This is a genomic window from Caldibacillus thermoamylovorans (assembly GCF_000751775.1).
In the GTDB taxonomy this organism is placed as follows: domain Bacteria; phylum Bacillota; class Bacilli; order Bacillales; family Caldibacillaceae; genus Caldifermentibacillus; species Caldifermentibacillus hisashii.
Window position 1 is genome coordinate 1 of record NZ_CCRF01000098.1, and the last position, 23470, is coordinate 23470.

At 36.7% G+C, this 23470-nt stretch carries 15 protein-coding genes and 3 pseudogenes; 2 read left to right on the plus strand and 16 right to left on the minus strand.

The window, feature by feature from the left end; translation table 11 throughout:
- Positions 1-1005 precede the first annotated feature (1005 nt).
- From BT1A1_RS15795 to BT1A1_RS18060, 7 genes and pseudogenes are all read right to left on the minus strand, one after another.
- On the minus strand, positions 1006-2664 hold the full coding sequence (locus tag BT1A1_RS15795) for a DUF4127 family protein (protein WP_034773089.1): 1659 nt from the start codon (positions 2662-2664) through the stop codon (positions 1006-1008).
- Positions 2665-2686: 22 nt separating this feature from the next.
- Positions 2687-4285, minus strand: coding sequence for an FAD-dependent oxidoreductase (locus tag BT1A1_RS15800; RefSeq protein WP_034773091.1), 1599 nt, complete (start codon positions 4283-4285; stop codon positions 2687-2689).
- On the minus strand, positions 4275-4874 hold the full coding sequence (locus BT1A1_RS17545; RefSeq protein WP_051989189.1) for a hypothetical protein: 600 nt from the start codon (positions 4872-4874) through the stop codon (positions 4275-4277). The genes BT1A1_RS15800 and BT1A1_RS17545 overlap by 11 nt, the downstream gene beginning before the upstream one ends.
- 3 nt (positions 4875-4877) lie before the next feature.
- Positions 4878-7019 carry a hydantoinase/oxoprolinase family protein gene (locus tag BT1A1_RS15810; RefSeq protein ID WP_034773093.1) on the minus strand — a complete coding sequence of 714 codons (2142 nt, stop codon included), beginning with the start codon at positions 7017-7019 and terminating at the stop codon, positions 4878-4880.
- A 164-nt stretch (positions 7020-7183) separates the two neighbouring features.
- A complete protein-coding gene (locus tag BT1A1_RS15815) occupies positions 7184-8482 on the minus strand; it encodes a hypothetical protein (protein ID WP_034773094.1) in 1299 nt (432 codons plus the stop codon).
- A gap of 47 nt (positions 8483-8529) precedes the next feature.
- The gene (locus BT1A1_RS15820) at positions 8530-9213 is read right to left on the minus strand and encodes a hypothetical protein (RefSeq protein WP_034773095.1); all 684 of its coding nucleotides are present in this window, start codon (positions 9211-9213) and stop codon (positions 8530-8532) included.
- Between the two features lie 83 nt (positions 9214-9296).
- A pseudogene (locus BT1A1_RS18060) lies at positions 9297-9542 on the minus strand (transposase); the annotation flags it as partial.
- Between the two features lie 313 nt (positions 9543-9855).
- Between BT1A1_RS18060 and BT1A1_RS15825 the strand changes: the two are divergent.
- Positions 9856-10170 carry a helix-turn-helix domain-containing protein gene (locus BT1A1_RS15825; RefSeq protein ID WP_034773096.1) on the plus strand — a complete coding sequence of 105 codons (315 nt, stop codon included), beginning with the start codon at positions 9856-9858 and terminating at the stop codon, positions 10168-10170.
- Between the two features lie 819 nt (positions 10171-10989).
- Here BT1A1_RS15825 and BT1A1_RS15830 read toward each other — a convergent pair.
- The 5 genes and pseudogenes from BT1A1_RS15830 to BT1A1_RS15850 all read right to left on the minus strand — a co-directional run bounded on the left by BT1A1_RS15830 (position 10990) and on the right by BT1A1_RS15850 (position 16213).
- A pseudogene (locus BT1A1_RS15830) lies at positions 10990-12105 on the minus strand (IS4 family transposase).
- Positions 12106-12496: 391 nt separating this feature from the next.
- The gene (locus BT1A1_RS15835; protein ID WP_034773097.1) at positions 12497-13513 is read right to left on the minus strand and encodes a C40 family peptidase; all 1017 of its coding nucleotides are present in this window, start codon (positions 13511-13513) and stop codon (positions 12497-12499) included.
- Between the two features lie 27 nt (positions 13514-13540).
- Positions 13541-14611 (minus strand): dipeptide epimerase, encoded by a 1071-nt coding sequence (locus BT1A1_RS15840; RefSeq protein WP_034773098.1) that lies wholly within the window; start codon positions 14609-14611, stop codon positions 13541-13543.
- Between the two features lie 18 nt (positions 14612-14629).
- The gene (locus BT1A1_RS15845; RefSeq protein WP_034773099.1) at positions 14630-15793 is read right to left on the minus strand and encodes a DUF819 family protein; all 1164 of its coding nucleotides are present in this window, start codon (positions 15791-15793) and stop codon (positions 14630-14632) included.
- An 87-nt stretch (positions 15794-15880) separates the two neighbouring features.
- A complete protein-coding gene (locus BT1A1_RS15850; protein WP_034773101.1) occupies positions 15881-16213 on the minus strand; it encodes a DUF3870 domain-containing protein in 333 nt (110 codons plus the stop codon).
- Positions 16214-16645: 432 nt separating this feature from the next.
- Between BT1A1_RS15850 and BT1A1_RS15855 the strand changes: the two genes are divergently transcribed.
- On the plus strand, positions 16646-16936 hold the full coding sequence (locus BT1A1_RS15855) for a FadR/GntR family transcriptional regulator (RefSeq protein WP_051989190.1): 291 nt from the start codon (positions 16646-16648) through the stop codon (positions 16934-16936).
- A gap of 1133 nt (positions 16937-18069) precedes the next feature.
- Here BT1A1_RS15855 and BT1A1_RS15860 read toward each other — a convergent pair.
- The 4 genes and pseudogenes from BT1A1_RS15860 to BT1A1_RS18875 form a co-directional block, all read right to left on the minus strand.
- The gene (locus tag BT1A1_RS15860) at positions 18070-18675 is read right to left on the minus strand and encodes a class D sortase (protein WP_051989191.1); all 606 of its coding nucleotides are present in this window, start codon (positions 18673-18675) and stop codon (positions 18070-18072) included.
- A gap of 98 nt (positions 18676-18773) precedes the next feature.
- On the minus strand, positions 18774-20141 hold the full coding sequence (locus BT1A1_RS15865) for a hypothetical protein (protein ID WP_034773102.1): 1368 nt from the start codon (positions 20139-20141) through the stop codon (positions 18774-18776).
- A 25-nt stretch (positions 20142-20166) separates the two neighbouring features.
- Positions 20167-22209 (minus strand): hypothetical protein, encoded by a 2043-nt coding sequence (locus BT1A1_RS15870; protein WP_034773103.1) that lies wholly within the window; start codon positions 22207-22209, stop codon positions 20167-20169.
- Between the two features lie 735 nt (positions 22210-22944).
- Positions 22945-23380: pseudogene (locus BT1A1_RS18875) on the minus strand (IS30 family transposase); the annotation flags it as partial.
- Between the last annotated feature and the right edge of the window lie 90 nt (positions 23381-23470).

The following is a 23470-nucleotide window of genomic DNA, read 5'->3' on the forward strand; positions in this document are numbered from 1 at the left end:
GAAAGCGAATGGAGTAGATTTCTACCAGTATCTAGTGAAGTTACTGAGAGACCTACCAAATTTAGATATTCATAGAAACCCAGAAAATATAAACAACTATTTGCCTTGGTCAAAAACGATCCAAGCAGAATGTGTAAAATAACCGTAAATCTGATTAAAAAATCATGGTTTTACGGTTATTTGTAGTACGTACCGTGAAGGTACGTTTTTTTTTTATTTCAGGCTTACCAAGCACCAAAGAAAATCTCGAATTTACTTATGTAGAAAATCGGATCCTCAAAGTAAAGGGAAAGTGGAAATGGTAGTAAAATTTGTAGTAATGATTTTGCCAAACATAGAGTCTTTTGAAATTTGGAGGAATGGAGTGAAAAATGCTTAGCTTGGTTAGAAAGGACTGGAAACGATAATGTTCATAATACAACGAAAAAAAGACCAGTCGAATTGCTTGCCCTTGAAAAACAACACTTAGAACCAGCCTTACTTTTCTCTCTTTCGAGAATAAACTTATGATTAGTATAACACTAATCGTGCGTGGTCACTGAAAAACTGTTCGAATGAGTTCACTTTCACAATATATAGTAGGATAAACCACGGGATTATGGCTAAATATCGCGTTTAGCAAGATTAGTTAGTACTTTTTCAGTGTCCTCGACTTTTGCATAAGGACAATATGCTACACTTCTTCCTTTTGTTAATACAATATGAGAGAAAGACAAGTTTTGTTATAGACATGTGTTTCAAAAAATTAGTAGAGAACATAATTGTTTATCAAGTTAGTAATTTTTCAAGACTAGTAAACTGTCCTATCTTTATTAAAGAGTTGCGGTCTCTTCAAACATAATTAGGGAATCACTTACCTCATTTTCTAAAAAATAATGAAAATTGGAGTTATCTAATGTTCCGGATTCACCTTTATAGTTTAAGTCTGAAAGAACTTTAAAATTGAAAGAAAAGGTCATCTCATAGATTTTAATATTTATCTAAAAAGACGACCTACTTTAGCTATTATTGCAGTTCCAACTCCGGCTCTAATTCAGCCTCAAACGTCCGTGGCCATGGAAGTTGCACATGGACATTTACCAAATGACCGATGGTTGCGTAAAAGTCCTTATTCCCACGCGAGCCCACATAGACCTTTTTCCCAGCAAAGTAGTTATGATACCACGCTTCCGTTTCCCTAGTTAAATGCTCCTGTACAAACCCGTTAACTTCATCATAACTTTCCCCGAGATCCCATTGATTGGCTCCAATTTGAGCAACATATTGGTTTGCGGCTGGTTGAACAACGTTTTTATAACCTTGGTCTTTTGCAAAACGATGAAGCAGAAATTCATAATGGGCTTTTGCTGTTTTTTTATAATATGGGACGCCAAATCCTGACTGCTGTGAAAGAAATGCATCTCTAGAAATAGCATGACCAACAGTAATTCCAAGAGCGTTCCCCGCGGTATTCCAGCCACTGTAAGATAAAATTCTAGTTAAATCTACTTGATTAGAAAGAGTTTTAACAAATGCCTCATCCGCCTTATTCACCAGTAGAACGTCACCGATGGCTACTTGTTCTTGATCAGAGACTAACCCTCCAATTCGTTCCACCATTATTCGGATATCGAGTTCTCTTTCGTTTTGATTAGCAGAAGGTGTATTTAAAATAAGATGGATATCCGCTTCGAACTCATTGATAGCCATTTTGCCTCCTGATGCAACAATATGCTTTTCAACATTTTCAGAGAATGGAATATCTTCTAAAGGAGCAATCCACTCGGATCCATGGATTCCACCATATTCCACGTAAACGTTTGGGTGCTCTCGATAAACATCTGTAACAAATCGAGAAACGAGAACTAGACCTACTTCATCAGCACCTGGGAAAACCGTCACCTTATCGTTTAAATCTTGCCCATTTATCTTTCCAACAAGGATATCTCGTTCCGCACGATGAAGTCCGTATTGACTAGCGTCATCCTGCGCTAAGACGAGGTAATCAATATACCCTTCATTAACCCAATCAATTAATAACTTGTTTATTTCATGATTTCTTGCCCTTGCAGCCAAATAATCTTGTAGGACTTCCTCGGGAATAGACTCCTCTAATTCCTCTAATCTGGCACGATCTTCTTCAAACCCAAGGTTATGGACTTTGTCGTACAATATGGCCCATTCTCGGATTAAATCGTAATAATCTCTTGACTCCTCACTTGTCACTGTTACCGCAAGACGTTGGATGGTATCAAATATATAAACTTTCTTTTCTGGATACATTTCTTTTAATTTCTTTATTACCTGAATGGTAGCCATTGCCTCATCGATTGGCTTATCTCCTGTTCTAGAGGCAATAAGGCCACCGTAGGCAAGCATACTAGTAGAAATAGCAAATCCATCTGCTTTATCAGCATGTTCTAAGATCCATTTTGCGACAGCTTCCGTATCACCCGGTGTGTTAAAATAACCAATAATTTCCTCAGGTGGGGTAAAAACATTTATCCCTGCTGCCTTTCCAACTTGTGTTGGGAAATAGGTGTTAGCAGGTCTGTCATCCAAAGGTACTAATAACAAATTTGCGACTGCACCTTCACTTATCTGAGAGGCCGAAACACTATTAAACATTGAAAAAAATAATGTAAATACTAATGTAACAAAAAAAGTAATTTTTAACTTTTTCATTTATTGTTCCACCCTTCGGAAATTACTCTTTTTTACCAAAGGTCGCTTTCATTCGAGCAACCGGGTCATCTTGAATGGAATCGTCCCAAACTAGAATTTGACCGGCCTTGAGCAACTCTCTCTTTAATTCTTCGTAATCGACTTCCTGAACCGTAGACTGGTTTCGATAAGCGATAGCTGCAGCGGTCCCAGCTGATTGGCCTAACACCATAAAGACTGGTTCCATTCGAATTGAACCATACGCAATATGTGAGCTAGATAAACATACAGGGACAAGTAAATTTGTGCACTCCTCTGATTTAGGACGTATGGAACGATACGAAATCGGATAAGGAGATATAGGAATTTCTACATCACCTTCATTGTATACACGGCCATCGATAACAAGCCTTCGAACATTATGGGAGTCCATTTGATAGGATGCAAGCCCAATAGAATCTTCAATTACTGTATTCCCTAAGCAATTATTATCCGTCATCACATAATCAGATATCATTCTTCGCGCTTCCCGAATGTAAAGTTGATGTGGCCAGTTTCCAGTTTGTGTAAACTCGTCTTTTGCAAGCCCCCATTCAGATACCTCATCACGAATATTTTGTGGGACTCTTTTGTCATTAGTTAGAAAATAAAGCATACCAAGTTGGTAATTGAAGTGATCTTGATAAATGGCTTCCCTTGTTTCGTAACTCCCATCTGGCCATTGATAATTCATACCGATATTATCACTTGAAAATCCACCATAATTGTTTAGATCCGTCTTTGCATTCGGTAATACCGTATTTAAGTTCATCGCATCCCAAACACCTGCATTAATATAGCGTAATAATAATATGTAACGGTCTGCGTTATAAGCAGGTGGTTTGGGGAATGGGACTCTGTTTGTAGGTTCTTTTGTTATACAAAGTCGGAAGTTATAAGCTTGAATCCGTTTATCGCCCTGGCCTTGGATTCCAATTAGGTTGGGGTCAGATTCATTAATACCTAATAGGACACCACTTTCTGGATTTCCTTCAATGACATAGGGATCAACCCATTTTTCAAATTGATGATAGGGATGTCCAAATTGTATACCATTATACGTTTCCTTGTATGTAGCATTGGATTCCCTACCAACATAGTAAGTTACCCCAGCCCTCGCCATTAAGTCCCCTTCATAGCTCGCATCGATAAAATAAGAACCCTTAAAGGAGGTACCATTTTCCATGATGATTTCCTTAATTTCTCCATTTTCCGAGTGTACAGATTCAATATGCTGGTTGAAGAATATATCAATGTCGTGGTCCTGTAACCAACTTTCAAAAACAAATTGGGCTGCCTTTGGCTCAAATGTCCATTGTTCATCTTCACCATAGTAGGCTCCTAAATGTTTAAAGAATTCCCGCGACAAACCACCGATGGCCTCCTTGGCTCCAATATCTGCAGCACCTAGACCGCTCGCGGTAATACCACCAACATAAGAGCTAAATTCAGCAATAGCTACAGTTAACCCCATTCGCTTTGCCTGGATGGCCGCCGTGATTCCAGCAGGTGTAGCTCCATATACAACAAGATTTCTCTCAATGACCTTTCCATTTCTATCCTTTGGTGTTGGAACATAATAGTGGATTTGACTAAAGTCCATTCTTCATAACCTCCTTAAGGTTAAATTCTAAGTACGATTCTATGGGTCCCACACACTCCCTGGCGAATGTGTGGGCACCGATTTCACTTAATGCTTGAATACCTGTTGATATCTTAATAATGCCGAAAGTTATTACTGGAACTTTCACTAATTTTGAAGCACTCCCATATTTCGTTGCTTCCAAATGATGAAATAACTCATGAAAAAGGATAATATTTGTTACTTTATTTAACAAAACCTCTTGGTGTTGTATTTGAGTATAAACAATCAATTGTTCTACTAATTTTTCAACAACTGCAACATACAAAATGATACGATTATTTTTTTCCCTATATACACTAAATGGTATGAAAGGGCCATTTGAATGATAGTCCGTTATAATGTCAACGCCCATTTGTTCTAGAATCACACGAGCGTCACGATTTGTGTAAGAGCTTTGAAGCCACGCTGAAGCTTCCCTACCAAGATTATCCGCCTTATTTATCGCTTCTATTTTTTGATATTCTGTGAGTCTATGAAATAAAGGATCTGATTTTAACAAGGTTTGATTTCTTTCCTCATCATCCAATAAAATAACTGAGAAACTCATAAATTACGCACTCCGCTTCCCGATGATTACCACAATCTTATCGTCTGGGTTTAAACCTTGCGTTTCAACCTTAACTAAAGCCATAACTTGGCTTAAATCAATGACACCGGAACAATCAATAATTCGTTTACCATGTAGTAGATAGATATCAGGAACCATCATCCCACCGTCCCCGTATCCAACTACTTCCTCCAAAATTGGCATCAGTTTATTACTGACATTTTTTACATGTAATGTTTTGACTGCGGCTTCGTTTTTTCTAAGTTTAATTACACCCTCTTTGTCAACAACATGAATAGTACTTTTTGTTTTATTCATAAGTCCAAATAGTCTTTTTTCAGATTTCATGGTTTGAATGACATGAAGCTCATTTGTCTTTTCAACCTCTTCTATTTTCTCTGGTTTTGGATTATAGAGTTCAGCTACTTTTTCTTCAATTTCCTTAGTAGATAAGCTTCTGCCAAGTTCTTTCGTACGGAGTTCAGTAGCTCCTGTACCGATTGCACGTACTACATTCCGCTGCGCGTCAACTTCAACTTGTACTTCGACGGTAGATGGTTCGGCTCCAGCTCTTATGACTGCTTCCTCCGCCTCTTTTCGAATCCGTAAGATGTCATCTTCTGTAGGGCTTGAAATCGAACGTTCCACGACTTCCTGCACCATGGCCAAAGCAACACCAATAGGTGAAATAACTTCTGAGTTTTTACTAATAGTTAAATTAACTCCAAGCTTCTCCGCTAAATAAGGAACAACTGCTGCAGAACCGCCCCCACCCCCAACCATCACCAAGCCATCTTTGTCTATTTGATAATCCTTTAACATTTGTTCAATGACCTGAAGATTTTTCTCGGCGGCTTTATCTAATATTTCAATTGCTAATTTATGTGGATCCTTTTCTAATGCCCTCGCTAAGATTTCAAGAGCGATTTTTGCAGACTCTTGGTTACCGTAGGCATAGTGATCCTCTTTGACATAACCAAGATAGTTTGCAACACAGGCAAGTGTGATGGCAAACCGATTCCCTTCTCCATTTTCAAGTGCCACATAAGTATTTGTATCATTATTCGTTTTCACATAAACTATTTTTGAGTTTTTCAAATCATTTGAGTCCGAGTAAACAGCATAAGGAAGATTGGCAATATGGGCACTTCGGGGGCCAACCTCTACTACCTTTCCGTCCTCAACCTTAATCATGCTACCACCAGCAATACCAACTGTACGGACATCAAGTGAGTTAACATAGGTTTTATGCCCACCTATCTCTGCATAGTTAATCATGACTTTCCCATTTTTAATTACAGAAATGTCTGTACTCGTTCCACCAACTTCCAAAAAGATACCATTTGAAACCTTTTCATACATTAATGCTCCCGCGACACCAGCTGCAGGGCCAGAAAGCATTGTAAGGATGGGACGAGAACGTACCTCATCAACACTCATAACGCCGCCATCACAGCGCATAATCATTAATTTGGCTTTAATTCCGGCTTTCTTCACACTACTTTCCGTCATGTTTATGGTTTGGATCATTTTTGGTAGAATGCTAGCATTTAAAACTCCTGTACGGGTACGTTTCTTTAGCCCGTATAATTTAGAAACTTCATGGGTTGCTGTTGCTAGTATATTTAGACCTTGAGCCAATTCCATAATAATTTTTTCTCTACGTGGATCATCAACACTGTACGGTTCACTTGCAACCAAAACCTCTGCCCCATCATTCTGTAGTTCTCTAATAACATTTATAATATTTTCATTGTTAAAATCAGTATTATCAATATAACGGTGTGACGTTGTCAAGAAACGTCCCTTAGCTAGTTCGATGTCTTCTATATTACTATCGACTTTTGCCTTATTTCCTTCTAAACCTGTTCCTGTTGCAAAAATCCCCACCTTTGCTACATCACCTTCCAGAAAAGCGTTCGTAGCTTGTGTTGTCCCATGGGCTAAAAAGATTACATCAGATACATCAATCTTACATTCCTTTAGTAGCTTCTCTAAAGCTTGAATGATTCCAGCAGCTACACCCTCTTTAGCATAGTGAGTTGTAGGCACTTTTACTTTACCAACTAATTCGTATGTGTTATTATCTATGGCTACTGCATCGGTAAAGGTTCCGCCAACATCAATTCCTACTCTAACTTTCATTCCAAATCCCCTCATATCCATAGTAGTAATATATATAAGAGTAACTTTATTTTATTTTAATATTCTGTAAATTAATCATAAACCTCTATTCATTTTTTATGGAAAAATTCACTCAATCACTAAATACTCAATTATAGGGTGAGATATTATGTCAAATCTTCGTTTTATAGGAACATGAAGTATGCAATAATAACACCAATCGCACTTAATACCCAAACATATGGCAGTACTTTCCGTAATACTTGGTTAACGTCTACTCCGGCATAGTTCGCAAGCCAAACGTTATGTGTATTGGTTGGATCAGCAATCACTTGCACCCTTTCTGTTGAAAGCAAAGCTCCCATTACTGCTGGTGCGGGTAAAATTCCTAGACTAATAATTAAACTTCCAATACCACTCCCAAGTCCCCACATGTTTAACGGTCCACGATAGAGTGCTAGTGGAGAAAGTATAGCAAAGAATAAAATAAAACCAATACCATCAGAAGGAATTATGGACTCAAGTAATGGTGACATAATAGCGCTCACCTTTGGATGCATGACCGCATTTAAGAGCATTCCAATCCCCATCATTAAGATAATAACAGGAGCAACATTCGTAACACCATCGTAAGCCGTTTTAGATAATATATTTATAAATGCTCGAACCGACTTTTGTGTAACTAATAAACTAAAAAGGATTGCTACAATAAAGGCTGGAATAATTGGCCAATCAAAAACAATGACCATAATAATTGGAATCAATGGAGTAATTAATGAAATAGCAGGCACCTTTTGATTGCCCGAATCTTCATCAGCTAAACTATTATTACCTTGTGGCCATGCCGCTCCGAAGCCATTTCGCTTATACTCAATAAACAAGAAAATGATGGCCATAACAACTGTTAAAGATAACAAGATTAAAGAGAAAGTTTGTACTGTATCTTTATCAATTTGTAGGACACTTAAATAAAAATTCCAGTTGGCAACATTAAGCGTAAGCCCCATACCCATAGAGAAGAGGAATAAACAGACAGCTGTTAATCCAGTTACTCCGATACTTGTCATAATTGGTAATACGATGCTCCCAATCATAATGGTTGCTCCCAGTCCGCCAACCGTTGTAAAGAGGATTGCTGTGGCAATCATAAGTAAAATTGTGACAACCAATGGACGATCGCCGCCCAGTTCAGCAGCCATCTTGACTGTTCGTTTGGTGATCCCGGTACTCATCATAATTTCTCCAAGCCAAGCGCCAAAGATAACAGCGGCATATGAGCTAGCTAACCGAATGGTTCCACTTTCAATTACACCTGTTAAAATACCGGTATCTCCAGTTTCTCCAGGTTCAAAGAACGGAATTCTAGCCACCAGTGCAATACCAATAGCAAGAACGGGCATCGCTAAAACGGTTGGTAATTTTCTTGATATCATTAAAGCTACAACAAGCAAAAATATTAGAACAATAATAATCGCTTGGACCATCTGAAATCACCTCATTTTAGTTTTTAAAAGCAAATCTATAAATCTCCTTATCTATTTATCATTTTTCTCATTTCACGAGTTTCTCTTTCAATCGATTGTCTATCCTTCCCTGTTACAACGGCTCCAATCATGATTCCTTTAATTCCTACCTCTGCCAAGTGTGGAATATCATTTGGAGTTAATTTTCTTTGGCTTGGAACAATTACTGGCATTTCTAACGTATCCACTATGGACTTGTAGTTTAATAAATCTTGAAAGTTTAATGGTGTTCCATATTCATCTCCATTAATAATGGAAGCTTCAAAAGCATTAATTGCCGTTCCATTCAAACTCCGAAGTGTATCTAAATGAAAATCAGAATGCCCAGCAACGGTTTTGTCCATACTGGTATTTAGCATAAAACTGGGCATATGCTCCATATAAATTGAATAGTAGCTAATTCCTAATTCCTCTAACTCTTTTATCTCCGCTTCTTGAACACGATCTATGCTCCCACCTGGAACAACACCAATGGGTCCGGAAAACTCTCGGGTAAGAGCTTCAAAAAACTTCCGATTCTCGGCTAAAGAACCAAAGGTATTACCACTAGCACGGTGGCTGACATTGATGTGAACTTTAATAGCATCAGCTCCACCAGCAATCGCAGCTTTAGCTAACTCCAGGTCATTACTTGGTAGGCTTACAATGAGGGACATGTTATAATCTTGTAGCATTGACGTTAATTTTCCCATCTAAATCACTCCTCGTATAATATGTTTAGAATCCTTTTCAAGGTAATTTCCAATTCTAATAATACTCTTTGATAACTTCATAAAGCGTGGCTGTTCATATGATTAAAATAAAAACCAATTTTTGCTTCCTTGATATAGTTTTCCATGGTCCCTCTTTTTTGATAAGCTCGGACGATAGCTTGAGGAGAAACGACTTCAAAATTTGTGACGAAAATGGAATGCGTAAAGAACAGTTCACCTGCCGGACGGATCAATTGAATAATGATCCTTCTCGGTTTTAACCATGATTTTGCTTGGTAAATCGTATCTTCAAAATAGGTTTTCGTCTCGATTCCATTCCCTTTTCTATAAATCGATTAATGGTAAACTCACCTCCCATTATTTCCACTATTCTGTCAAACAGGATTCTAGTTGTTCAACCAATTAACTTTTTGTTACTATTTTTTGCTAGGCTGTCTAAAAAGTGATTGCAATAGTATTTTTAGTTAATTATGAGGAATCCTATTAATTAGTATTTTATTACATATAGTTCTAAAAATCAATACATTTTATGACTATTTGTTCTAAAAGGAAAATGTATATAGGAATTATAAAAAACCACGGTAAACTAGAAATATATGATCGTCAAAGGGGTTCTGTGTGATGGATAAAAATAAAGTTGGCAATCAATTAAAAGCGCTTAGAAAGGCAAAAAATATGACTACTCAAGAGTTAGCGGATAAGGTAAACATTTCACAATCTTACATCAGCCGGTTTGAAAATGGACGTGCAATTCCCGATATAGAAATGTTGGAAAGTATATTAACTGCTCTAGATACAGATCTTGCTACTTTTTTCTCTTCAGAACTAGAAGAAATGCCTGACGATTTAATCCAACTTTTGAATACTGTAAAAACTTTAAGTCCGGAAGCGCGAAGAAAACTAAATGAGTTCTTACTATTAGTGAAAAAAGAGTAGAAATAAATATTTTAGAACGTTGATAGACTAAAACAGCCATTAAAATGAATGATGGCTGTTTTTTAAACTCAAGTTGGGTCTGACCCTATGTTTAGTTGAGCATATGTATAAGGAAAATATTGTTAGGCAGAAAGTAAATTATTAACTCCTTCAATTAGTGAACGAATCACAGTGAATGGGGAAGCAAGCGAGAGCACGGTGGGAAAGTAAGTAAATTCATTATTTCTTGCTGTGTTTTGTATGAATTTTCTTACCCGATTCTTCTTTTTGAACGAAACAAGGGTCAATGACTGTTAAAGGATGGCGGTTGGAATGGCAATGAATTATGGAGTTAACATAATGAATCCATGAATTACGATCAGTAAATGTATAGTACTAATGGATACTCCTTTTACGACTGCAAGCGAATCGACTGAAAAAAAATCAGATGGCATGCTGGAATAAGTTTACCATTCATTTTCTACCAACAGAATCTGAACGTTTGCCATTCTTTATGCAAAAACCTTTGTATGATCAGAAGTCATACACACAAAACTTGTCAAATAGGAAGAATGCTGCGGTTGCATTTTTGCAGACTACCCTTGTAACGAAGCTTTACACCAAATTTAATCAAACATTTGTTTAAATATTTTGATGAACATTACCAATCATTTAGTCTATAAATATATTTTCACTAGTGTTGCATAAATAATATCATGATTTTCAGATTAATTCTTTTCCCAACTCAGGGCCAAAAAAGTAAATACCCAACTAAAGGTGGCCCTATCCATTCGGAATTTATATACAATTAAGACTTGTGCAACAACGACATTTTAATGATTAAGGGACAGTTTTTCCTTCGATTTTTCGAATCCAAATATGCGCTGGTTTCCACAATGCAGCCCTTAAATAACGACTAATTTGCAAGATTTTACGCTTACTTTTTGTTTCGATTTGTGCGAGGATATGTAAGCAATAAACAATCAGTGCAATAAACACTTAATCTTGAATCGCCCATTCGCTTTGACCATAAAATTTTTTGATATTGAGATGTTGTTTGATCCATTTAAAAAATAGTTCGATAGCCCAACGTGATTTATCCATCTCTGAAATTTCTTCGGCACTCAAATCAAAACGATTCGTGATCAAATGGAGTACATTTCCTTTTGAATCCATTACTTTTAGAAGGCGAAAGTAGTTTTCAGCTCAGTTTTGTGTCGTTCCAATCAAGACCATTTGATCCGATAAAACAGATGAACCCTCGGGTAGTTTAAAATCATAAACCTCCCGTACAACTGCGTTTTTTCGTAGCCTTGAAAGAAAAAAGTAACCATCGTCTGTCAAACGGTCAAATCTTTCGTAGTCTAGATAACCTCGGTCAAACACATACATGCATTCCTTGTCGTCCACCATAATCTCAAGCTGACCACGATCGTGTTCGTTTGCCGTTGTTATCACGGCCTTTTCAGGGTAAGAAGTTCCTTTTTCCATAAATACAAGGCGTAAATGTAACTTTACCCCCGCCTTTGTCTTACGGAACTTTGCCCACCTATGATTGGTCAAATTGAGTGGTAATGTGCTTGAATCAATAATTTTTAACGGCATGATTCGTTTTGTGTAGTGTGTTTTAGCGTGAATTTGTCCGACTAGATCAAGGAAAAGCGACTGAAACAGATCTGGATTCATGCCATTTAATCGGCGAGATAGCTGAGAAATACTTATAGAATCAAGGTTTACTGCCTTTTGAAGTTGGTCATCGAAAAGGCAATCGCCCAATGCATGAAGACTTTCAACTTCCTTAAGTTGTGCAAAAAGTAATAATTTAAGAAATGACTCTGTCGTTAATTTTTTTGTATAGAAATCTAATTTCATTGTTTTCACGTTTTCATCTAAAACTTTCAGATTTATCGGTGAAAACCATTGTCCAAATGAATTTTTTCGTGCAATCTTGTCCATGAGTTTGGTCCTTTTTAATGGATTTGGACGGATTACCACCAACGATTTCCATTATAAAGAACTTTTTCTTTGTTCTAAATAATAAAATTGAAGATTTTGCGTATTTTTAATAGTTAATTTAAATTAATGCAACACTAGTGCCGAAGTATATAAAGTTAATTAACATATGAAAGCTTATAAAACAATGGAAGAAATAGCGAGACTATTTAGAGATACCGGATTTACTACAGTAGAGTTTTATGAAAATCCAGATAAAAAATGGATAAGTGTGAATGGGAAAAGATAGCGAGGCTTCTTTATATTGAAGTGTATTTGTATATAGAATCATACGTACGGTGGTTTGAGAAGAGGCTAGCCAAATAATAGCTGGCCTCTTACTGGATTTTTTTAATTATTCAAGATATCGTCTAGCCCCAGCGTATTCCTCACCATATCCGGGCGCACGGTAATTATCAATGCGTACTGTAGAAGCTGTGTTTGGTGAATGGATCATTTTTCCACCCCCAATGTACATACCTACATGATGGACTCGTCCTTTTCCTTCATCATATGCAAAGAAAATCAAATCGCCAGGTTGCAAGTCTTCTTCCGCGACAGGTGTGCCTTGAACAGCTTGAACAGATGAATCGCGTGGAATTGTGATTCCATGGACTTTATAAATAGTATGGGTAAATCCAGAACAATCAAAGCCAAAGCCAGATGTACCAGCCCAAAGATAGGGGAGACCTAAAAATTGGTATGCTGTATCGAGTAAATCATCTGCTGTTGGTTTCGGAATATCCTTAACAGAATGATAAACTTGTACGTCTTCCTTTTTCAGCCATTTTTGGCCGTCACTTGGCGTTGCAACTTTAACGGCATTTTTTGTTTCAGCGATGACAGGAAGTCTCGTACTGATACTAATTTCCATGAAAGCCTGTTCGAAATTTGGATCATCATATAACAATGCTGTTGGTGAAGAAATGTGGGCAAAAGGTCTTTTCTCTAAAAACTTTTCAAATTGCTCATTTTTTGTTAATTGGTTTGCTGGCATCCAACCAGGATACCCAGCCTCTTCTCGTGGAGTTGGTTGACCATGTACAGCCACCTTTACCCAATCTCCTTGTTTTTCAAGGATGGTCACTTCTGTACCAAGTAATCCTTGAGTTTCCAAATTACCAACAAGCCAAAGCTTTTCATCATAAGTCATCGATGTTGTCCATTTCCACATGTCTACAGGATTCGTAATGGAAGGTTCATCAACAGGCCGAGTAATACCAGGTTCGGTCCATAAAGTAGCTACTGATACATCAATATAGGCATTTTCACCAACTTTACGTTCTTCCTGCAAAGTATTCGCGCTGACTGAGGTCCAAGAAGTCAATAGAAAGCAGGTTACAATAACAATAGAAAGTAGCCATTTTCTCATCATTAACACACCTCTCATCTTTTATTTTTATAAAGAAACGGGGTTCAAACCAATTCCCGCAACTTCCGGCAACTGAATTTTCGAATTTTGAAAATATAAGTTGGCTTGGTTGTCATTGAGCCATAACGGTGGGTCCAGATCAATTTTTGTAATATTTGGATGAGCAGCTGCTAGATGGGCTGCTGCTAAAACAGACAATGTTGATTCCATCATGGCACCAAGCATACACTCAATTCCAGCGGTTTCTGCTATACTAGCAATCTTATACGCTTCAGAGAGACTGCCGGCTTTCATTAGTTTAATATTAATGAGATCCGCTGCCTGCAGCTTGACAATTTCAATTGCATCCTTAGCGGAGTAAACACTTTCATCGGCCATAATCGGAATGTTAACCCTGTCACGAACAAACTTTAACCCTTGGATATCATGTTGGGGTACAGGCTGTTCGATGAATTCAATCGGGAAGTTTCGCTTTTCAAACTCGCCAATAATTTTTACAGCTTCCTTTGCATTCCAACCTTGATTGGCATCAATCCGTAATATAATGTCGTTACCTAATTCATCATAGATGGACTGAATTCGTTCTATATCCTTCTGTCCATTGATGCCCACTTTAATCTTTAACGTTGTGAAGCCTTGTGCGACGGCTTTTTTTGCATCTTGGACCATTTCTGATGGTTCGTTAATACTAATGGTCATGTCATTCACAAGTGTATTCACTTTACCACCAAATATTTGATAGAGTGGGACATTTAGCTGTTTTGCGTAGGCATCATATAGAGCCATACTTAAAGCTGCCTTTGCACTTGTATTTCCTACGCAACTAGTTTGAATGATTTTTTCATTAACTCCAATATTTTCTATGTCATTACCAATAATGCTTGGAAAGAGTATATTGTCTAAAATACTATTGATTCCTTGAAGGGAGTCGCCAGTAACCGCTTCAGTTGCGACAGCGGTACCGTATCCAGTCGTCCCATTTTCAAGCGTAATTTTTACTGTAATACTATTAATTTTTGTTGCTGTACGAACAGCAGTTTTAAATGGTTTTTTTAAAGGCGTATGTTCAGTAAAAAAATGTGCTTCACGAATTTTCACTTAAAAACCTTCTTTCTGTTATAGTCCTGATAATAAGTAAGCTGTTAGTATTCCATAATAGGTTCCGAGTAAGTTTCCTAATAACGCCATCAATACGCCAACAGGTACTAGTGACTGATGATAAGCCCCTGCTAAAACTGGTGCAGATGCCATACCACCAACATTGGCTAAGGAAGCTACACCCATCGTGAATAAGTCAAGTTTAAATAGTTTCGCAACTAGTAGCATAGCTAAAGCATGGATGAGTAAAATCATAAATCCAGATAGAATATAAATTGGCGCTTGGAAAATTTGTGAGAAATCGGCATGGGATGCGATTAAAGCAATAATGACATAAAGCATAACTCTTGATATTTCACTCGATCCAGGAATTTTAGCAACTGGTGTTACAGCTAAAACTAAACCAATAATCGATGCAATAATAACTGCCCAAGTTGTTGTATTAAAAACAGCACCGATTGCTGGCAGATTTCCACCAATTTCCCAACAAACTGCGGATAAAAAGATACTCCCACCAACGAGTACCATCATCTCATTGAAACCAATTTTCCCCTTCTCTTTTTCATCTGCTACAGCTACTTCTATCTCACTTGGAACATCTACACCTTTAGCATCTGTCCAACGATTAAAACGTGCCGCATGGGGAACAAGCCAAAACATAAACATTACCCAGATCGAATAGTTAATCGTATCCATTATTAAGGCGTAACCAAAAATGTTTTCTGGCACGTCTAAAATGTCCTGTAAGGCAACCATATTAGCTGAGCCACCTGTCCAGCTCCCACTAAGAGCAGCGAATGCTTTCCATGTATCTTCGGCATAAAAGCCTTTTAGCAATGAATACGTGATTACAAAACCAACAATAATGGTTAAGGATGCAAAAAAGAAGGTTAAAAGAATTTTAGGCCCCATTTTAATGATTTTTCGTAAGTCACAATGCAATAGCATGAGAATTAGCATAGCAGGTAGTAATAAATCTTTGACACCTGTATATACGGCATCATTCGAAGCACTATCTGCAAAGACACCAGCCGTTTGTAAAACAGCACCGAAAATGTAAATCAGGACAATACCAGGTATATATTTAAAAAGCTTGGAGTCCTTCCATTTCTTTTCGGCATAGGCTACAATGGCTGTTAAAAAAAGTAATACTCCTAAATAAAGCACACCATTTTGAATCAATTTTCTCTACCCCCTTATAATTTATAAATATAAAAAACCCAGCAAATAGGTAAGTGTGTGACCTATTTGCTGGGTTTCATCTGCGTATTATTTAACAGAAGAAGCAGCATTAACGAATTTTAAATATTTTAAATGAGCATTTCGAAAAGCAACAATAAATGCCTTTTGTGACGAACCAAAATAACGTTTTTCGAAGTCTGATGTTATTATTTCGATATCGAGAATAGATTTGCCAATTAGTAAACTTTTAATAAATTGCTTTGTCAAATCAAGTGTTGCAGAACAATCAGCATCAATGATTTCCCCACTATCCCGATCAACAACCAATCCGATATAAAAGGCATTATATTTTTGCGTAATCGGATTATTAGCCGCAGCCTTTGCATCACCGATAATAAAAATGGTTTCATTATTAAACATCGTATCACCAGCCTTTTACCCATCTACGCTAAGGGACATTTATGATGAAGTCACAAATGATTCTTACCGTATGCACTAGGCTATAACTCCATTTTTATAAAAATTTGAATAAATGTCAATATATAAATTTAAATTCTTTTAAAAACTAATATATTTATCGAAAGGATTGATAAATAGTTTATAGTATTAATCAACAATATTAAAGCGTAGGAAGACAAGTACTTAAACTTTGTTTTCTAAAACTTCCGTTTAAATAGATAAAGTCCCGCCCAAATCATGTTTGTGAGCCCCAGTGTTTTTTTAATTGGAGTATGCAAATTTTATTTTTATTTGTCAGACAAAATAACAAATATAGTTAACAGAATATTATTTAGTGTAATATAATTTTGTTAAATCGTACAATTACTGCAAGGATGTGGGAGAAATAGATATATGGAATATCCACTAAAGCTTAAATCAATTAAAAGGAAAACGTTATCAGATATGGTTGTGGATGAAATTATTACTCTCTTAACGACAGGTAAACTTAAACCTGGAGATAAATTACCATCTGAGCTTGAACTGGTGGAGATGCTTAATGTTAGTCGCTCCGTTTTGAGGGAAGCGCTAATTTCACTCGAAACATTAGGAGTGATTGAAAGAAGAACAAAAGAAGGGACCTTTATATCTCATAAAATAGGTACGCGCCCATATCATTTGATGCTATTACTGCAACGGATATAAATATTCTAATGGAAACACGAATGGCACAGGAACTCGGATTTGTCACATTAGCAGCAGAAAAAATAACAAAAACTGAACTGAAAAGTTTAAAAAAGTCGCTAAATTGTAAAGTCAAATGCATAAAATTTTTTTAAAATCTTGTTAGATTACGGTTGCCTGTAAAAAGCTAATCCTATCAAGGGTTCATTAGGTTGGATTTATATATTGAACATTCAAAAAATATACAGATAGAGTACAAGACTATGCCGTTCTAAATGGCATTCGAATCCCGCTTTCAGAAGACCGGAGAATATTTACGCCAATTGACCGTGCCAGCTACAAGTGGAAAAGAGAATACAACAAAAGAACGGCTGTTGAAAGAGTAAATAGCCGTATTGATAAGGTGTTTGGTTTCGAAATTCATACGATACGGGGGATAAAGAAAATGACCGTACGATGCGGATTAGCTCTTTGTGTGATGTTAGCCATGGCTCTAGGTAGAATAAAAGAAAAACAAGCACAAAATATGAGGAGTCTTGTTTGTGCTGTATAAAAAAATTATCCACATGTGAATAAGTAAAAGTAAAAAAGATATCCACAAGCAAAAAATGTGGATAAGACAATAGGATTCGTATGCCCTTTTTTGTAAAAAAATAGACACACAAACCATTAAAGGCAGGAAAAGCATAGAAAATCATACCTAAAAATGAAAATGTGGTAAATTTTTAGAGTAAATTTTTTTTAATCTAATCTAGAAAATCAGTACATCGCAAAAAGCTCCCATTATAAAGGACTTTTTCTTTGTTTGAATAATAAAATTGGAGATTTTGGGTATTTTTAATAGTTAATTTAAATTAATGCAATACTAGTGATGTAATTTCTATAAATTATCACTACTAATCGTTCATCTAACCAAAGAATGTGGAATCTTGCCATTGTGTCAATTCCTTCACCCATATATTATGTCTTTTTTGAGCTAGGAGATTTTTCCATTAACGAGCACACAATGTGCAAACTTTAACAAGAATCGAAAGATCCTTAAACTGCATATATGAAAGGGGGATCATTTTATCTAAATAATGTTATAACTCGTCAAAAATTTAGATGAAGTATTATTGAATTTAATTTTATATTCAAGATTAAGGCATGCTTTTCTATTCTAAAACTTTTTGAAATGCTAATTCAGAAAATATAATTAATCTTGATTCGTTTGAATATGGTGGATGACAGGTAATTAAAGTTACCATTGACTTCCCTTTCACTGGTTTAACGACATCCACATCTGTCGGTTTAACAATTTTTTTATCAAATACTTTATAGGTCAGCTCCTCATTTCTTACCTTTATAATAATTTTGTTTCCCTTTTCCAATTCATCCAATCTGTTAAAGAATTTCCCATACGTATACGAGCGATGGCCCGCTATGGCGAAGTTCTCATTTTTCTTTCCTATGTTTCCAACAGAACTGCTCGATGGTAAATGTCCAACTGCATATTTTATATTTTCTTCTCCTGCTCCTTCAACAATCGGTGTTTTTAAATCAATCTTTGGGATTTCCAAGATACCGATCACAGAACCATTTTTTGCCTCTTCTAAATCATCCCCTTCTAGTGTTTCTTCATTTTCTTCTTCAATAAAATTCAATGAAGTATATTCTTTAAATAATTTTTGTTGTTCTAAATATGTCTTCAATTTTGTATAGGCCACAAAGACAATTAACACAACCCCCACAATAACAAAAATATTTCCAATTCTCTTCATTTTTAACACACCTCTTAAAAAAAAGGAGGGTGGCCGCCCTCCAAATTATGCATGCATATATATTTTTTCAAAATTACAAAATTGTTTAGTTAATATTTTTAAATACGTTCTACTTTTAATTTTCTAAGTGCCATACCTAGACCAATCATGATTAAGGAAGTAATTACTAATAATGTAGAATCCATCATTGATCCAGTTGTTGGCAAAACTTCAACAGCAGGATACTGTTTAGCTTTATCTTGTACACTGTTTTTCAAATCATTTGTATTGTTTACCGGTTTTGTTGTAACTGGTGTTTTTCCTTGATTATTTCCGTTATTGTTATGAACTGGTTGTTCATTATAACACGGATTATCATTATCACCTGGTTGTTCGGTGTCACCTGGTTCTTCGTTATCACCTGGTTGTTCGGTGTCACTTGGTTCTTCGTTATCACCTGGTTGTTCGGTGTCACCCGGTTGTTCGTTATCACCTGGTTCTTCGGTGTCACCTGGTTCTTCGTTATCACCTGGTTCTTCGTTATCACCTGGTTCTTCGGTGTCACCCGGTTGTTCGTTATCACCTGGTTGTTCGGTGTCACCCGGTTGTTCGTTATCACCTGGTTCTTCGTTATCACCTGGTTCTTCGGTGTCACCCGGTTGTTCGGTGTCACCCGGTTGTTCGTTATTTCCATCTGAGTTTTTAACTTTAAATTTTTCATTTTCCAAAATTCCTGTATCTATGTTTCCAAGAATAGGTGTATTTTCCGTTTCAACAATTACTAAACCACCATGACTCCATTCGTACTCATCGGTTTCAACTTTTTCCTTTTCAATGACACCTACATGAGCGTCACCAACAATGGAATCATCAATATCAGCAACAACTAAACCACCGTGCGTATAGTTATAATCATCTGTTTCGATTTTTGTTCCTTCAGCAACGCCGAGATGTGTATCGCCAAGTATGGGAGAATTTGTGATATCTCCTTGAACTAAGCCACCAGTTGTTTTCTTTCCTTCATCAGTTTCTACTTTACTTCCACCAATGATATTTAGATCAACTTTACCAACTATTGACTCAACTAAACCTCCACCAATGCCGATGCTAATAAGGGAACCACTATTTTCTTTATTAACATTTCCTACCTTTTCATCTGGTTTACCGGTCATTACCGGTGGATTTTTCGGAATAATCGATTTTTGTTGTGCCGCTCCTACTGTAGTATCAGTTTCTACATTCGTCTTAACTGCTTGTTCATTGAAAGCAGCAGGCAATGCCTCTGCACTTAATGTTGTCACTTCTTCATTTACAGTAGCATTTGACTCAACTTCCTCACTAGTAGTTATCACATTTTCGCTTGTTGGATCAGTTGATTTAATTTCCGTACTTGCACTTGCTAGGTTATCCATGGTGAAAATACCAAACATAAGTGTTCCGGTAAATGCAATCGCTTTTAATGATTGAATAACAGTTTTTTTATTCACCTTTTTTCTCTCCTTCTTCTTAATTTTATTTGTTGATTAAGAAGAAGGATACTGCGGGTGGTTTCCCTAATAAATCTCCTATCCACTGATCCTTATACACATAAGACGAGTCTAAAACTTCAGCTTTTGACAAAACTTCAGGTATTATACCATTTTGTAAAAATGCATAAAACCCAGCTTGTCCACCACCACTATTACCATTAGATGATCCCGATGTACTCGAACTAGAAGAACCGGAATTTGTCGGAACTGACTGATTGAAAACTGTCATTATATCTGAACCTGATCTTCCATTTTCTTTCGTATTATCTGGTTCATTCCCCATTGGATGAACCTGGTCATTCATGACAACTTTGTTTCCAGCATCAACCAATTCATGCAAATATTTGTAAACCGAGTCTTCACTGTCTAAATTCATTAGTGTTACTAAACTTTCAGGTTCTTTATCTATTTTTATCTGTTGTTCATCTAGATCAGAAGGCTCTGATTCCGAGTAGCCAATATTCGGATTCACTAGTCCAGGACCTTTTATGTCGTTATTCTTATCAGTATTATTTTGTTTTGGTTGTCCATCGGTATCTACAACATTAGGCGATTGATTGTTATTGTTTTCTCCTAGATTTCCATTTTGTCCACCAGGTATTGGACTATTGTTGTTTCCAGGATTTGGATTATTATTACCAGGCTTTGGATTGTTGTTGTTTCCAGGATTTGTGTTATTGTCTTCAGGTTTTGTACTGTTGCCCCCAGGATTTGTGTTGTTGTCTCCAGGATTTGGATTGTTTGGCTTTTGTTTATTTTCCATTGAATCAAATTTGCCAAGTCCAACATTCAAATCGCCCACAATTGGTATATTTTCTGTTTCCACAGTGACGAGACTGCCTGAAGTAATGATTTCATCTTCTGTTTCCTTCTGATGGAACTCTCCAACCCCAAGATGGGCTTCTCCTAAATGATTACTTTTAAGATCGGCGTTCAACAAACCCACATTTGTCTCTATATAAGTTGGCCTTTCAGATTGCCTAAATTCTACAACACCAACATGGGTTTGACCAATCTTATTGTTTAAATCAATGGAAGCTAAACTGCCTGAAACATCTTTTTGATCATCTTTCTCTTCTTTCTGACCAGAAGCAAGACCAATATTAACATCGCCCAACAGTTTCGACTCTGTAAGTCCTAATCCAAGTAGACCCCCTGATGTTTTTGTTGAACCGGACTCTGTCTTATTCTTATTGAATGACAAGACATCCAAGTTAAGATTACCAACTGCAGGTAGACCAAGACCAAGACCCAATAAGCCCCATTTTGATCCGACATTTATATTAAGTAGATTTGGTATGATATGCCCATCTTCCCGTACCTCGTAACCTAGTAAGTTTATATTTAAACCTAGCAATTTTAAACTAAGGAGTGGTCTGAACAATGCCCTATTTTTTGGCACACCAACAGGGGCGGGTTCTTCCTCAACAGAGGTATTAGTCGAAGAAACTTCTTGAACGTCTTCCCCCTCAGAAACGTCTTCAATTGTTTCATTTTGGATTTCTTCATTTTCTACATTAGATACTACAATTGCTTCATTTTCTACATCAGCTACTACAACGTCCTCTTCATCATCTACCGGTAATTCCGTTTCATTTGTTTCTACAGCGTCCTCTTCTATTGATGAAGATTGAATATCTGTAGATTCAGGATCCTCTAATAATTGCGATTCATCTTCCGCATCAATTTCTCCTGAGGTATCCATATGTAATTCGCCTTCTTCGGTATTAGCCTGATCCTCTAAAGTATCAAAAACTTTAGTGGATTCTTCATTTTCTTCAGGATTAGGAGTTTGATGGAGGAAATCTCCTTTTGGTTCGATTGCTTCTGTGTTTGGATCATTCACGAATGAATCCGTTTCCAATATAGAAGTATCAGAAACAATTCCATCTATTACTTCAGCTTGTACCGTATACTCGTCATTTTCCGATATAATGGATTGCTTTGTTAACTCCTCCGCTTTAGTATAAGAAGGTGTACTAAATACGATTGTAGCAGATAGTAAAAAGATAAACGCATTTTTCAATGTGTCACCTCCTTTCTATAATTCATATAAATAGTATGGCATAATATAGCACTAATTTCAATATAAACCTTTTCAAATATATCCTTTTTACTATTTTTTTGGTTTTATTTGATTTTTTTAATTAATCTTTATTTGAAAGTTTCCTTGTCGAGCAATGAAGAATAAACTAGGTGGACAAGCCAAAAAATCTTTAAGGCAAGGTTATATAATGAGATACAGCGAAAAAAATCACCATTGAATCCCAATGATGATTAACTAATGGCCACTTACAAAGAGGGTATCTATGGTTCCAACTAAGGTTACCACATATAAATACACACATAAACTTCTCCTTTTCCATATTAAAGGAATTAGGAGAAAATCCAACAATTAACAGATGCGATTACACAGGTCATAAGAAATGGGTTTTTATACCTATTTCGGTAGAATCTTAGTGCTGTCAATCCACTTAGAGTGAGACAAAAATTACAGCGTATCAAAAGCAGTTTTTTTGTACACTTTTTTTCCTTAAATTGAAATATTAAATGCAACGCTTTTTGAAATACTTGTTAAACCGTGTTAGATTAAGGATCTAAGCTTTATTTAGTGTTACTGGACTATTAAATGGGCAACTTTACATGGAGGGGCAGGCATGATAGCCTTGTAGGCACAGTCAGCTCCCTATTAGCTGGCTTCCTGGCTGGGAATCATGCCTGCTGGAGGCTCCATGTCAAGTTGCTAAAGCCGTTATTCAGATTATGAAGAAGCCAAACGGGAAAGTTCTTCCTGGAAACATTCTTCTGGAGTCTTATAACCCAGAATCCTCCGAGGTAGGCTGTTACACCAGTTTTCTGCATAGGTAATGGTCACATCGGATACAGAAGAAATCAGAAGAAATGGCTTTTCCTTTTGGAATAAAACGTCGAATGAGACCGTTATGTCTCTCGTTTGTCCCTCTTTCACTAGAGCAATAGGGATGTGTGAAATAAACGGTTGTCTTCTCATCTTGGACGGATAGGCTTAGCTCCGCAAATTCAGAACCATTATCTGAGGTAATGGTTTTCAAAATTTGATGAAATGAAGTGCCATATTTATGGCGCAGTTGTTTGATGATGGTATTGATAGCTTGGCTGTTCTTACCGTCAGCTCTGAATATGAGTTCTTTACGAGTTTTACTTTCTGTTAGCGTAAGGAACCAGCAGAAGTTGAACAACGGCAAGAATTTGGACACTGGGAAATCGATACCGTCGTTGGCAAAAAAGACAAAAAGGATCAAGTTCGG

Excerpts from the sequence above, each read along its gene's own strand:
- BT1A1_RS15795 (WP_034773089.1), bottom strand. The coding sequence starts at position 2,664 with ATGAAAAAGTTAAAAATTACTTTTTTTGTTACATTAGTATTTACATTA.
- BT1A1_RS15815 (WP_034773094.1), bottom strand. The coding sequence starts at position 8,482 with ATGGTCCAAGCGATTATTATTGTTCTAATATTTTTGCTTGTTGTAGCT.
- BT1A1_RS15825 (WP_034773096.1), top strand. The coding sequence starts at position 9,856 with ATGGATAAAAATAAAGTTGGCAATCAATTAAAAGCGCTTAGAAAGGCA.
- BT1A1_RS15850 (WP_034773101.1), bottom strand. The coding sequence starts at position 16,213 with ATGTTTAATAATGAAACCATTTTTATTATCGGTGATGCAAAGGCTGCG.
- BT1A1_RS15835 (WP_034773097.1), bottom strand. The coding sequence starts at position 13,513 with ATGAGAAAATGGCTACTTTCTATTGTTATTGTAACCTGCTTTCTATTG.
- BT1A1_RS15810 (WP_034773093.1), bottom strand. The coding sequence starts at position 7,019 with ATGAAAGTTAGAGTAGGAATTGATGTTGGCGGAACCTTTACCGATGCA.
- BT1A1_RS17545 (WP_051989189.1), bottom strand. The coding sequence starts at position 4,874 with ATGAGTTTCTCAGTTATTTTATTGGATGATGAGGAAAGAAATCAAACC.
- BT1A1_RS15800 (WP_034773091.1), bottom strand. The coding sequence starts at position 4,285 with ATGGACTTTAGTCAAATCCACTATTATGTTCCAACACCAAAGGATAGA.
- BT1A1_RS15820 (WP_034773095.1), bottom strand. The coding sequence starts at position 9,213 with ATGGGAAAATTAACGTCAATGCTACAAGATTATAACATGTCCCTCATT.
- BT1A1_RS15855 (WP_051989190.1), top strand. The coding sequence starts at position 16,646 with ATGGAATATCCACTAAAGCTTAAATCAATTAAAAGGAAAACGTTATCA.
- BT1A1_RS15860 (WP_051989191.1), bottom strand. The coding sequence starts at position 18,675 with ATGAAGAGAATTGGAAATATTTTTGTTATTGTGGGGGTTGTGTTAATT.